The following is a 12,045-nucleotide window of genomic DNA, read 5'->3' on the forward strand; positions in this document are numbered from 1 at the left end:
ATTAATCCTCATTAGTCATTTTTCCATCTAATAAATTATATTTTTTCAAATAACCACGTAATTGATGATACGTAAGTTCAAGAGCATCAGCTGTTTTTTTCTGATTAAATTGACAGTGCTTTAATGCATCTTGGATCAGCTTTTTTTCATAATTTTGAGATAAACCTTTCAGCGAAAGAGGAAATTCATAGTGTGATGCTTTTTGTTCTATTTTGGAAGAAGTATTGTTGGAATGCATACTTTCATTTATTTCATTTTCAAGTTTAGCTGATGTTGCATTGTTTTGCGCTATTCTATCATGTGTTTTCACTCGTTGTGATGGTCTGTAAGGAGATTCAAATGGATCAATCACTAATTCATGAACAGGTAGGTGGGGGTTGTTACATCTATATACACTACGTTCAACAACATTTTTTAGCTCACGTACGTTACCAGGCCAAGAATATTCTAATAAACTGCGCTTAGCTTTATCGGTAAAACCACTGAAAAGTTCAAATTCTAGCTCTCTGGCCATTGATATAGCAAAGTGTTCAGCGAGTAAAAGAATATCTTCTCTTCTTTCTCTCAAAGGAGGAAGGGTAATTACATCAAAAGCTAATCGGTCTAGTAAATCGGCTCTAAATTCCCCTGTACTTGCTAATAAAGGCAAGTCTTCGTTGGTTGCTGCTACAAGGCGAGCATCTGTTTTTATAGTTTTAGAGCCACCAACACGTTCAAATTCGCCATACTCAACAACTCGAAGGAGTTTTTCTTGAATGAGTCCTGAGGTATTGGCTATTTCATCTAAAAACAAAGTCCCTCTATCTGCTCTTTCAAATCGTCCTTCATGGCGCTTAGTTGCGCCAGTAAAAGCGCCGGGGTCATAACCAAATAATTCTGTTTCTAATAAATTTTCATTTAATGATGCACAATTTAGTTTTAAATAACTTTGTTCCCAGCGTTTTGATAAATAGTGTAATCTCTCAGCAATAAGCTCTTTTCCCGTACCTCGTTCACCAATAATAAGTACAGGTTTACTTAAAGGAGCTATTTGAGATATTTGTTCTAAAACTTCTAAAAAGCTGTTGGATTGGCCAATAAGATTATCTTGTTTATTAAAACGAGCCATGTAGTAGACCTAAGATTTGGTTTATTTCACTAACAAATAGTGTATTTTATTAACCATAATCATTAAAGTGTTTTTACAAAATAAATTTAATAAATAAAAACAATTAGTTATGGTGAATGAAAAGTTGGCGTGGAACATGAATATACCCTAAATATGTTTTTACCATTTATTTTCACACAGAGGAATGAATTATGGGAATTTTTTCAAGATTTACCGATATTATTAATTCAAATATTAATAACATTTTAGACAAAGCTGAAGACCCTGCAAAAATGGTTCGTCTTATTATTCAAGAGATGGAAGATACCTTAGTTGAAGTGAGATCTTCATCAGCCAGAACCTTAGCAGATAAAAAAGATTTAGTACGTCAAATAAATCGTTTTGAAAAAGAAGTACAGCAATGGCAAGACAAAGCTGAGTTAGCTTTAAGTAAAGACAGAGAAGATTTAGCGAGAGCTGCATTAATTGAAAAGAAAAAATGTGCTGACAATGCTGACTCATTAAATAATGAGTTAAGTAATATTGAAGAGCATATTGCTAAACTCCAAGAAGAAATATCACAACTACAAGATAAACTAGCTGATGCTAAAGCACGTCAACAAGCTATTTTAATACGTGAAAAAACAGCACATTCTCGCTTAAAAGTTAAAAAGAATATTGATAGCAATAAAGTGAATGACGCATTGGGTCGTTTCGATCAATATGAAAGAAAAATCGATGATATTGAATCGCAAATAGAAGCTTATGAAATAGGAAGTAAATCGTTAGCCGATGAAATATCAGAACTTGAAACAGATGAAAGTGTTGATAATGAATTAGCCGAATTAAAAGCTAAAATAAAGAAAGGTTAATTATTTTTAATTAATAACACTATTGAAGGAGAAAACGTGTGGAAGAAATTCTTGTAGCCCCAATTATTATTTTTATGCTAGTGGTAGCGCCTATTTGGCTTGTTTTACATTACAAAAGTAAACGTCAAATTAGCCAAGGATTAACGACAGAAGAGTATACTCAATTGTCGGAGTTATCTGAATTGGCAGATAAAATGACTGATAGAATAAAAACCCTTGAAGCCATACTAGATGCAGAAACTCCAGATTGGAGAACTAAAGTATGAGTATAAAAGGTAAAGGCGAATTATTTAGAGATCCTGATAACGGTAAAGTCGCTGGTGTTTGCGCTGGTTTAGCTAACTATTTTGGCTGGGAAGCTTGGTTAGTAAGAGTGTTAGTTGCTTCAGGTACCTTATTAGGTATGAGCTGGTTTATTGTTATTTACATCGCAGGGTGGTTTATTCTTGATAAAAAGCCCAAACAGTCTAAATCTTTCAAACAAACGGGTAATACTTCTACTAATAGCACTACTTCAGGTGAAGATCGTAATAGCGATTTAGCTAATGAGTCCATAAAGGTAAAAGCAAAAGTTTGGCAAGCGGGCGAGCCACCTAAACAAGCTTTTCATGATATAAAACGTAAATTTACACTACTAGAAGGTCAGTTGAGAGCCATGGAGCGATATGTGACGTCACCAGAGTTTACAGTTTCAAGAGAAATTAATAAATTATAAAGTGATACTGTCGCTTTTATTTTATTTTTTATGTGAGATAAACACTTATTACTGATTTGCCATATTTATTTATCTGTAAAATAAGGTATTGTGTATTATCGATATTTAATCATAGTTAATTCAGTTCACAGTTTTATTCATTGTAAATTAGGCTGTGTAACTAATGGTGTAATTAACGTAAAAATAAATAGATATAATGGCTATAATTAAAAAAGAGCAACTTCAAAAATTTAAGCGTAAGGCAAATGATTTGCTGAACCGAACGCTTGATCAACATATTACTCTGGCTGTAACAGGCTTAAGCAGAAGCGGTAAAACAGCATTTATCACATCTCTTGTTAATCAACTTATAAACGAAGGGAATAACTCTCACTTAAGCTTTTTTAATCCGGTGCATCAAGGTCGTTTTATTGCGGCTAAACGTGTTCCACAAAAAAATCTTCATATTGGTCGGTTTGAGTATGATGCATCCTTAGCTTCTTTTTGTAATGAACCACCGACATGGCCTCAAGCAACTAATGGTATTAGTGAGCTACGCTTAGCTATTCGTTATACACCTAAAAATTCATTACTAAAATACGCGACAGATACTGCTACTTTGTATTTAGACATTACAGACTACCCTGGTGAATGGCTGCTAGATTTACCTATGTTAAATCAAACCTACGAAGAGTGGTCTGAAAGTACATATGCTTTAATGCTAGAGTCGCCTCGAAGTGAGCTGTCAAAAGCGTTTATTGAAAAAGTGAATCAATTAGATCCCTTTGAATCTGTTGATGAGCAACATCTTGCCGATTTAGCTAAAGAATATACCGAACTATTACATCAGTTTAGGCATGATCTTGGTTTGTCGGTTATACAACCAGGTCGTTTTATATTGCCGGGTGATTTAGCTGATGCGCCTATTTTACAGTTTTTTCCTTATACCGCTTTTGAAAATATTGATATAAATGCCTATCAAAATGCTCAAGATGATACTTTAATTGGTATGTTACGCGCTCGATTTATCGAATATAAAGAAAGGGTTGTACGTAAATTTTATAAAGAACACTTTATAAATTTTGATAGACAAATCGTTTTAGCGGATTGTTTAACGCCATTAAATAACGGTGAATCGAGTTTTAACGACTTGCAACATGCCATAACCTTAATTTTAGAAAGTTTTAACTATGGGCAATCAAGTTTATTTTCTCGCTTGTTTTCTCCTAAAATTGATAAGTTATTGTTTGCTGCTACAAAAGCAGACCATGTAACTCCTGAACAACATCAAAATCTTGCTTCATTATTAAATCAGTTGGTTTATAAAACTAAGCATCAATTAAATTATGAAACCATTGAAATGAAAACATTAGCTATCGCTTCAGTTAAAACAACACAAGTAGGTAATAGTTTACATAATGGTCAGCCATTACCTGTATTGCAGGGTAGAAGGGCGGATAACGATAAATTGATCACGCTATTTCCTGGGGCTGTGCCTGACAAATTACCTAAAAGTAGTTTTTGGGAGGATCAGCAATTCAATTATATTGCTTTTAAACCACAACAAATATGTGATGTGCACGAATGTTTACCTCATATTAGAATGGATCAAGCTATGCAATTTCTATTCGGAGATAAAATGAAATGATTGATAAATTTCAACAACAAATATTATTTGATGAAATAGAAAATAAAGAACAAGAGAGTGAAAGGTTAACGAAAAATCAAATTGTTTTTGAAAATACCGATTGGCTTCCAGAGACTCAAGAACTTGTTGAAAATAATGAAGTGATAGAAAAATCCAAACCTCGTTGGCTATGGCGAATAGCTTTTGTTTTATTTATTGGGCTTTTGTCATATGAGTTGGTTGAATTTTTTATTTCAGGTTTTGAGAATTCACCCATAGTTGCAAGCTTGTACGGCGTACTTTTATTTATTATGAGTATTATTTTTGGAACTACAGCGTACAGGGAAATTTCATCATTACGTCAGCTATCTCGTCAAGATAATGTCCGTGCACAAATTCAAAGTATTTTAGAAGATAACCATAAATACGATGCTAGACAGCTATGTGAGAAAATATCTGAACAATTACCTTGTGATATTTCCATGGGTGAAGAAAAAACATGGGAACAAATTATTCAACCAGAATACACCGACATAGAAGTGATCAATTTATATTCAAAAGAAATACTTTCAAGCGTGGACCAGAAAGCTTTAGATGAAGTTGCTAAATTTTCAACCGAGTCTGTTGTACTTATTGCTATAAGCCCTGTAGCCATTATAGATATGATGCTGATGTTTTGGCGTAATCTTCGTATGATTGATAAAGTTGCAGGGCTTTATGGTTTAAAATTAGGTTATTGGAGCCGAATACGTTTAATAAAACATGTATTTATTAATATGGCTTACGCTGGCGCGAGTGAGATTATTGCTGATTTTGGTGCGGACTTATTAGGTGCTGATTTATTAGGAAAACTTTCTGGTCGTATGGCCCAAGGGCTAGGCGCTGGTATGTTGACTGCTCGTTTAGGAATAAAAACTATCTCATTGTGTAGGCCTATTCCTTTTCAAAATCAACCACCTAAATTAAATGATATTCGTAAAAAAATAATTATACAGATTAAGGGGTTACTTAAACCTGCTTAGTGCTCTGCTTTTATTTATCTAGCGTATTTAGTTTTACCCTAATTCTCAGGTTGCTAAATACGTTTATTCTTAAATTTCAATTCTACGGCTGTATTTCTTTAATTACGTTTTTGTAAGTAAAGTTGTACATAACGATTCTTTTGGTTAAAAAATACCCGATTGGCGCTTAGTGCATTTATCCAAAAAACTGTCGTACTATCTAGTCATCCCGTTACTAATAATTGTAATAGAAAAGTTACTCTATATTTAGAGTAAAAATAAAGGTTAGTAAAAATGGCTAAGTCAACAAAATACGTATCAAGAACCGCTGATGAGAATGGCTTTATTGATTGGTCTGAAGAAGAAAACTCTATTTGGAATGAATTAATCAATCGGCAATTAAAAGTTGTTGAGGGCGTTGCGTGTAATGAGTTTACTCAAGGCTTAAAATTATTAGATTTGCCTTTAGATAAAATTCCTCAACTACCTGATGTAAGTAAAGTACTTAAAAATACAACAGGTTGGCAATGTGAACCTGTTAACGCGCTTATCGGTTTTGGAGAGTTTTTTAAACTTCTATCTGAACGAAAATTTCCCGTAGCTACTTTTATTAGAACACGTGAAGAGTTTGACTACTTACAAGAACCCGATATTTTTCATGAAATATTTGGACATTGTCCATTACTGACTAACCCGTCATTTGCAGATTACACGCAGGCTTATGGCAAAATGGGACTCAATGCGACAAAAGAACAGCGAGTATTTCTTGCTCGTTTATATTGGTTTACGGTGGAGTTTGGTTTATTAGATACGCCTGAAGGGATTAAATTATACGGAGGAGGGATTTTGTCTTCACCTAAAGAAACACAGCATGCTGTGTTTAGCGATAAAGCCAAACGTGTTCCCTTGAATATATTAGATGTACTAAGAACACCTTATAAAATTGATATTATTCAACCTATTTATTTCACCTTAAATAAGGTGAGTAACTTAGACGACATTAGAAAGCATGAAGTTTGTGAAATTATGTCATTTGTTGAAGAAGCTAAGCAACTTGGTTTACATAACCCTATGTATTAACACTTATAAAATAATTACAGGATCAAAAGAGGTAGAAAGCTATGAATAACGAATTATCAACACAGCAATGTGAGGCGTGTCATGCTGATGCACCACAAGTTACGGAAGAAGAACTCGCAATACTTTTGAATGAAATACCTGATTGGGTCCCTGTTGTTCGCGATAATGTGATGATGTTAGAGCGTGTGTATACTTTTAAAAATTATAAGTTAGCTTGGGCTTTTGCCAATAAAGTGTCTGAGTTAGCAGAAGCTGAATTTCATCATCCTGCAACCTTACTTGAATGGGGAAAAGTCACGGTAACATGGTGGACTCACGCAATTAATGGTTTACATAAAAACGATCTTATTTGTGCAGCTAAAACAGATAAGCTTTTATAAATTATGTAAGCAATATTTAATTAACAACTATTTCCTTAAAAGGTGCATTTTTTTATTGTTGTAACTAATAGTTTACAGTAAAGTGTGCTTCTCTTTGTTGTTTAAGGTTTGTTGTATGCGCTTAGAATTAATTTGTCGTAACCGGGTTGGTATTCTTAAAGAAGTATCTTCTATTTTTGTTGAGCACAACATAGATTTAGTCGGAATTGAAGTACATAAGCCCGGACACGTTTTCATAAACACGCCTAATGTAGATTTTACCGAACTACAGAAAATTATGCCGCAACTACGCTTAATTGATGCGGTAGACGACGTAAAAACCGTTCCTTTTATGCCATCAGAAAGGGAAAAAAATGAATTTGAAACGCTTCTAAGAAGCTTCCCCGATCCCTTTATATCTATTAGTGCGAAAGGGCAAATTCGTATGCTAAATAATCTTTCTTCATCCATGATGGGGAATACAGGAAGTAATTTAATAGGTGAACAAGTTAATAGTATATTAAAAGGTTTTAACTTTAATAAATGGCTAGACGGCAGGGAAGTGCTGGCACAAACTATTCGATTAAAACTTCAAAATGAAGATTTTGTGGCAGATTTAATGCCTATTCATGTAAGTGAATTTGAAAACCATAATGTGTTAGCTGGCGCTATTATTATTTTAAAATCAGAGCGACGATTAGGACAACAAATAAGTGCATTAAAGCAAATTGATGATAATAACTTTTCTGGTATCCAAGCAACAAGCGGCTCTATGAGAAAAGTGATCAGAGAAGCCAAAAGAATGGCATTATTAGATTCCTCTATTCTTATCTCTGGTGAAACAGGAACAGGTAAAGAACTACTAGCACACGCATGTCATGAAGCAAGTGAGCGAGCAGCAAACCCATTCATGACCTTAAGCTGTGCTGCATTACCTGACGATGTAGCAGAAACTGAATTATTTGGCTTAGGTCATCAAGATAAATCATCAAGTAAAAAAGGCTTATTTGAATCAGCAAATGGCGGTACTATTTTCCTTGATGAAGTCGGTGAAATGTCACCCAAATTGCAAACGAAATTATTACGTGTAATTCAAGATGGAAGCTTTAGAAGAGTCGATGACGAACAAGAAATAAAGGTGAATGTTCGTATTATTGGTTCTACCAACAAAGATCTATTACACATGGTTTCTCAGGGCCTATTTAGAGAAGATCTTTATTATCGATTGAATGTTTTAGGTTTAAATATTCCATCCTTACGAGAAAGACGTTCTGACATTATCCCCTTAGCAGAATATTTTGTCGCAAAATCAGGTTTGAAAATTGGGAAAACCAATGTATCTATGTCAGACGATTGCCGAGAGTTTATTGAATTTTACCCATGGCCAGGTAATGTAAGGCAACTAGAAAATGTTCTCATTAGAGCCGTGTCTTTAATGGAAGGAAATATAATTACTACTGAATATATAGATTTACCTGCATACACTAGAGAGCATGGATATTTAGAGCAAGACTTTGAAGGAACTCTCGATGTAGCGGTTAAAAAATATGAAGCTGATTTATTAAGAAAGCTTTATCCTGCTTATCCAAGTACACGGCAACTAGCTAAAAAATTAGGTTTAAGCCATACTGCTATCGCAAATAAACTTCGAGAATACGACATTAATAAAAAAACGGTAAAAATATAATGCTTATTTTTGTATTCATTTTACAATTTTTCTCACTCCAACCCTGCTCATAAATCGACCTTTTGAACCAGTAAAAGTTATTCATTAATTAGCGGGATGGTTATTAAACAAAAAGATACATAATAATCCTATGATTATCATCAAGTAGATTTATACTTATAGATAGTCGAATCGTATTTATATATTAATAAGGTTGTGAATAATATGTCTTCAAGTGATTCAAAACCCTCATCTTGGGCTCTTGTTACTATCATTATAGTTATTGTTATCGGTCTGTTTTTATCTTGGAAATTTTTTCTTTCAGATTCAGATATGGATAAAGCACCTGAGACAATTAACGAGCCTGTTGTTATTGAAGCTCCATTAGTTGAAGAACCTAATATCAATGAACCAACGGATGACGATATTAATAACTCTATTATTGAAGAGTCAATAACAAAAACACCTCCAGTGGAAGTTATTGAGCCAGAAGTCGATACGGTAATTGAAATACCTGTATTAAACGAAAGTGATTTATGGGTTAAAGAAAAGTTATCTGCAATTATATGGCGTAAAGAATTACTCGAATTATTAATTGACGAAGATATGATCCGTAGGTTTGTTGTTTTTGTTGATAACTTTTCACAAGGTAATATTGCTTATAGCCACAGCCCTTTTATCAAGCCATCCACAAGTTTTACAGGAAAAAAAGTTGCCTTAGAAGGCGAAGTGCAAAAGTGGGAGTTTGATGAATCTACTTTTAAACGCTTCTCACTTTATGTGGATTTATTTCGCTCTGTAAACTCAGAAACTTTAGTTGAATGGTATAAAGAATTACACCCGTTAATAAAACAAGCATATTCAGAGCTGGGGTATCCAGATCAAGATTTTGATCAAGTGCTACAAGTAGCTATAACGAAAGTGCTAGACCTTGAGTTTCCAAAAGAAAATAAGGAACTTGTTAGGCCAAGTGTTATGTATCGATATAAGTCAGCAGAAATCGAGGCTTTAGATGATGCAGATAAACTCATGCTACGCATTGGTAAAGACAATTTACTTATTATTAAATCAGTACTTTTAGAAATTAATGAAAAATTGAATAAAACTGAGTAGTGCTCCCAGTAAAATAATATACAAAACATAGTTGATAATTGACGTTTTGTATAAAAAAAAAGCATCTAGACAATATCTTGTTTTTAGTACTTGCAACACGGTAGTGCTTTAGGGATAATCCACGCCGTTAAACACTATCTATGGTGACCATTTCGGTCCCCTCGCAATGATACTTTGTGAACTCAGCCAGGTCCGGAAGGAAGCAACTGCAGCAAAGGACTCATGTGCCGAGGTGTGGCTGATTTGGTTACCACCACTCCTTCGATACTCCCAATAAAATACACCTTGCTAGATAAATACATTGTCTCGTGTGATCGCTTTAATTTTTATTATTAGATAAAACTGAAGCGTAATCTTATTGATGTAATTACGTTATACCTGTAAATACTTTCTGGTTTGCTTTTTATCATCTAAACAATACGCCGACAGGTACTAGATAAATAAAAGCAAGAAAGGTGAGAATGTTTGAACGATGAAATTGGGCAAGCATGGTATAAGGCACAATTTTCACAGTATTCACCATAAAGAAAACATTACAGAAGTGCCAATAAATACACGCTTTTCTACCCCTTGTAGAATAGTGTAAGCTTGAAATTACATGTGCAATAAAACTGGTAAATTCTGCGCTTAAACCTGCGAGTAAACCTGATTGAGGAGCAAAGTGTTATAAAACTAAGATAACACATTGTTTAATCATTCAATGTTGTGTATTTCGAGCACGATAAAACTCAAGTCTATTTTATGAGACTCCAACTGATTCTCAGGAAATGATTAGAGTCTTCTGCAGGTTTATCATTGAGCGGTTAATTTTTCAGGTAGGTCCCATTTAGTCACTAGTTGTTCGCCTTGCCAGTCTTCAATTGTTAGCCAAGCTTTATGTTCTGGCTTCAAGGTGGGAGGTGCAATACCATGCACTTCTTGACCATGTTGGCTACCATGCAAAATGCCTTCATCACCCGCTTGTAATCTAGCGAGCGGTAATGGTTCTTCTCCAATATTTAAATAGGCTTGGCGGATATGCTTCAAGTCACCTCCACTAAAAATAAGCATAAAGTCTTTAGTATAATGGCCTCCATGAATATAAGGTTGTGCTAGATCGTATGGTGTTAATGTTATTTCAAACGAGCCTATTTTTTTAGTCCCCCAATCTTTAGGGAACTCGGGTGTTAACGACTGGTATAAAAAATAAAAAGGTAAAATTAAAACTAGGGCATTTAGCTTGTATTTGTAGCGGTGCCAAAAGGAATTGTTTGCTCGTGCCATTATTTTTCATCCTGCTGAAGTATTGCTTTAGTATTATTTACAGCTACATACTCTGTTTCTTTTGATGTTGTTTCTATAGTTTCTGAAGGAGTATTTCTTGCCGCTTTTACGGTTCGACTTCCCCACATTAAGAAACCTGTTATAGACATACCCGTTAGTAAAACACCAAAAATAAACCAAATAGCTTTTGTCCATAAACCTCCAATGGTGCCGTAATGAAGTGGGTTAGCTATATGAGACAAGGTTTGCAAACTTGTCATTTTTTCAGGAGAGCGTTCATCTATAACTTTACCTGTCCAAGGATCAACAACTACACCGTAAGAATATTCATCATGAAAAATAAAGTCACCCGCACCATATAGTTTGTAGGTATCGCGGTTATGCTCTGGCAGCATAATGTAGCTTTCTTTAAAGTCAGGAAATTTTTGTTGTGCAATAACTAAAGCATCTTGTAACGAAAAAGGTGGAGTGGGTCCTTGAGTAGTAGATTTCACTGGAGACGTGTTTAATGGGATTTTTTCAATAGCAACAATAGGTGAATGAGGCTCAATATCAATATCAGCATGCCAAATAACAGCTTGCACCAAATACCATAAACCCGTTAGGCTCATTAGCATTAAGAACCAAATCGACCAAACTCCTGCCATACGGTGTAGATCAGCTAAAAGTGTTTTTTTACCTTGTTTAATACGTATTTTAGGTTGAGTAAATGCACGCCAAAAGTTTTTATAAATAACTAAGCCTGTTATAAGTGCGCCAAGCATTACAATAGCCATAGCACAAACAAGGTAATAACCAATACTGTAGTTATGATCCCACGGAAATAAAAGCCAGCCATGTAAGGAACGCATAAAGTTTATAAAGGTTATGCTTTGATTAATTTCTTGAATTTTACCTGTGTATTGGTTGACGTAAGCTATTGCATAAGGTTTGTCGCTATCGGTAAAAATAACAGCATTAACTAGGTAAGGCTCGAAAGCTAATACAAGACTAACTTTTGCGCTGGGGTAGGCGTCTTGAACAATAGAAGCTAGTTCGTGTGATGACTTTTGACTAAGTTGCTGAGGGTTACTCGCACGAGCATCAGGGTTAGTTAACCATGTTAATTCATGACTTATAACCGAAATTGTTCCAGTAAGACATACGAAGCAGAATATTACCCAAATAGGTAACGAAAACCATCCATGAAGCTGAAACCAAAAGCGATTACTGAGTTTTAACATTGCAGTTTAATTAACCTTATACAAAAGGCTTATTCTAATCCAATCAAAACTCATACATCA

At 34.5% G+C, this 12,045-nt stretch carries 12 protein-coding genes and 1 other RNA gene; 10 read left to right on the forward strand and 3 right to left on the reverse strand.

Annotated elements, in window-relative coordinates:
* Window position 1: 1 nt before the first annotated feature.
* A complete protein-coding gene (gene pspF / locus ACM9HF_RS19380; protein ID WP_473613184.1) occupies window positions 2–1,108 on the reverse strand; it encodes a phage shock protein operon transcriptional activator in 1,107 nt (368 codons plus the stop codon).
* 191 nt (window positions 1,109–1,299) lie between these two features.
* Between pspF and pspA the strand changes: the two genes are divergently transcribed.
* The 10 genes from pspA to ffs all read left to right on the forward strand — a co-directional run bounded on the left by pspA (window position 1,300) and on the right by ffs (window position 9,746).
* On the forward strand, window positions 1,300–1,959 hold the full coding sequence (gene pspA / locus ACM9HF_RS19385; RefSeq protein WP_473613185.1) for a phage shock protein PspA: 660 nt from the start codon (window positions 1,300–1,302) through the stop codon (window positions 1,957–1,959).
* A gap of 38 nt (window positions 1,960–1,997) precedes the next feature.
* Window positions 1,998–2,225 carry an envelope stress response membrane protein PspB gene (gene pspB / locus ACM9HF_RS19390; protein ID WP_076418179.1) on the forward strand — a complete coding sequence of 76 codons (228 nt, stop codon included), beginning with the start codon at window positions 1,998–2,000 and terminating at the stop codon, window positions 2,223–2,225.
* Window positions 2,222–2,674: an envelope stress response membrane protein PspC gene (gene pspC / locus ACM9HF_RS19395; RefSeq protein WP_473613186.1), complete on the forward strand. Its 453-nt coding sequence runs from the start codon at window positions 2,222–2,224 to the stop codon at window positions 2,672–2,674. Before pspB ends, pspC begins: the two co-directional genes overlap by 4 nt.
* Before the next feature lie 196 nt (window positions 2,675–2,870).
* The gene (locus ACM9HF_RS19400; RefSeq protein WP_473613187.1) at window positions 2,871–4,301 is read left to right on the forward strand and encodes a YcjX family GTP-binding protein; all 1,431 of its coding nucleotides are present in this window, start codon (window positions 2,871–2,873) and stop codon (window positions 4,299–4,301) included.
* Window positions 4,298–5,302 (forward strand): YcjF family protein, encoded by a 1,005-nt coding sequence (locus tag ACM9HF_RS19405; protein ID WP_473613188.1) that lies wholly within the window; start codon window positions 4,298–4,300, stop codon window positions 5,300–5,302. Before ACM9HF_RS19400 ends, ACM9HF_RS19405 begins: the two co-directional genes overlap by 4 nt.
* Window positions 5,303–5,575: 273 nt before the next feature.
* Window positions 5,576–6,361, forward strand: coding sequence for a phenylalanine 4-monooxygenase (gene phhA / locus ACM9HF_RS19410; RefSeq protein WP_473613189.1), 786 nt, complete (start codon window positions 5,576–5,578; stop codon window positions 6,359–6,361).
* Between the two features lie 41 nt (window positions 6,362–6,402).
* Window positions 6,403–6,741: a 4a-hydroxytetrahydrobiopterin dehydratase gene (locus ACM9HF_RS19415; protein ID WP_473613190.1), complete on the forward strand. Its 339-nt coding sequence runs from the start codon at window positions 6,403–6,405 to the stop codon at window positions 6,739–6,741.
* A gap of 115 nt (window positions 6,742–6,856) precedes the next feature.
* Complete coding sequence (tyrR, locus tag ACM9HF_RS19420; protein ID WP_473613191.1) at window positions 6,857–8,407, forward strand: transcriptional regulator TyrR; 1,551 nt, start codon at window positions 6,857–6,859, stop codon at window positions 8,405–8,407.
* A gap of 204 nt (window positions 8,408–8,611) precedes the next feature.
* Window positions 8,612–9,499, forward strand: a complete 888-nt coding sequence (locus ACM9HF_RS19425) for a DUF3014 domain-containing protein (RefSeq protein ID WP_473613192.1) — start codon at window positions 8,612–8,614, stop codon at window positions 9,497–9,499.
* A 150-nt stretch (window positions 9,500–9,649) separates the two neighbouring features.
* An RNA gene (ffs, locus tag ACM9HF_RS19430) (signal recognition particle sRNA small type) lies at window positions 9,650–9,746 on the forward strand.
* A gap of 545 nt (window positions 9,747–10,291) precedes the next feature.
* Here ffs and ACM9HF_RS19435 read toward each other — a convergent pair.
* Both ACM9HF_RS19435 and ACM9HF_RS19440 read right to left on the reverse strand, forming a co-directional pair.
* Window positions 10,292–10,762 carry a PA2404 family protein gene (locus ACM9HF_RS19435; RefSeq protein ID WP_473613193.1) on the reverse strand — a complete coding sequence of 157 codons (471 nt, stop codon included), beginning with the start codon at window positions 10,760–10,762 and terminating at the stop codon, window positions 10,292–10,294.
* Window positions 10,762–11,985, reverse strand: a complete 1,224-nt coding sequence (locus ACM9HF_RS19440) for a PepSY-associated TM helix domain-containing protein (protein ID WP_473613194.1) — start codon at window positions 11,983–11,985, stop codon at window positions 10,762–10,764. Before ACM9HF_RS19440 ends, ACM9HF_RS19435 begins: the two co-directional genes overlap by 1 nt.
* Window positions 11,986–12,045 lie beyond the last annotated feature (60 nt).

This window comes from Colwellia sp. RE-S-Sl-9 (assembly GCF_048296855.1).
GTDB lineage: Bacteria > Pseudomonadota > Gammaproteobacteria > Enterobacterales > Alteromonadaceae > Pseudocolwellia.

Excerpts from the sequence above, each read along its gene's own strand:
- pspF (WP_473613184.1), bottom strand. The coding sequence starts at position 1,108 with ATGGCTCGTTTTAATAAACAAGATAATCTTATTGGCCAATCCAACAGC.
- pspA (WP_473613185.1), top strand. The coding sequence starts at position 1,300 with ATGGGAATTTTTTCAAGATTTACCGATATTATTAATTCAAATATTAAT.
- pspC (WP_473613186.1), top strand. The coding sequence starts at position 2,222 with ATGAGTATAAAAGGTAAAGGCGAATTATTTAGAGATCCTGATAACGGT.
- ACM9HF_RS19400 (WP_473613187.1), top strand. The coding sequence starts at position 2,871 with ATGGCTATAATTAAAAAAGAGCAACTTCAAAAATTTAAGCGTAAGGCA.
- ACM9HF_RS19405 (WP_473613188.1), top strand. The coding sequence starts at position 4,298 with ATGATTGATAAATTTCAACAACAAATATTATTTGATGAAATAGAAAAT.
- phhA (WP_473613189.1), top strand. The coding sequence starts at position 5,576 with ATGGCTAAGTCAACAAAATACGTATCAAGAACCGCTGATGAGAATGGC.
- ACM9HF_RS19415 (WP_473613190.1), top strand. The coding sequence starts at position 6,403 with ATGAATAACGAATTATCAACACAGCAATGTGAGGCGTGTCATGCTGAT.
- tyrR (WP_473613191.1), top strand. The coding sequence starts at position 6,857 with ATGCGCTTAGAATTAATTTGTCGTAACCGGGTTGGTATTCTTAAAGAA.
- ACM9HF_RS19425 (WP_473613192.1), top strand. The coding sequence starts at position 8,612 with ATGTCTTCAAGTGATTCAAAACCCTCATCTTGGGCTCTTGTTACTATC.
- ACM9HF_RS19435 (WP_473613193.1), bottom strand. The coding sequence starts at position 10,762 with ATGGCACGAGCAAACAATTCCTTTTGGCACCGCTACAAATACAAGCTA.
- ACM9HF_RS19440 (WP_473613194.1), bottom strand. The coding sequence starts at position 11,985 with ATGTTAAAACTCAGTAATCGCTTTTGGTTTCAGCTTCATGGATGGTTT.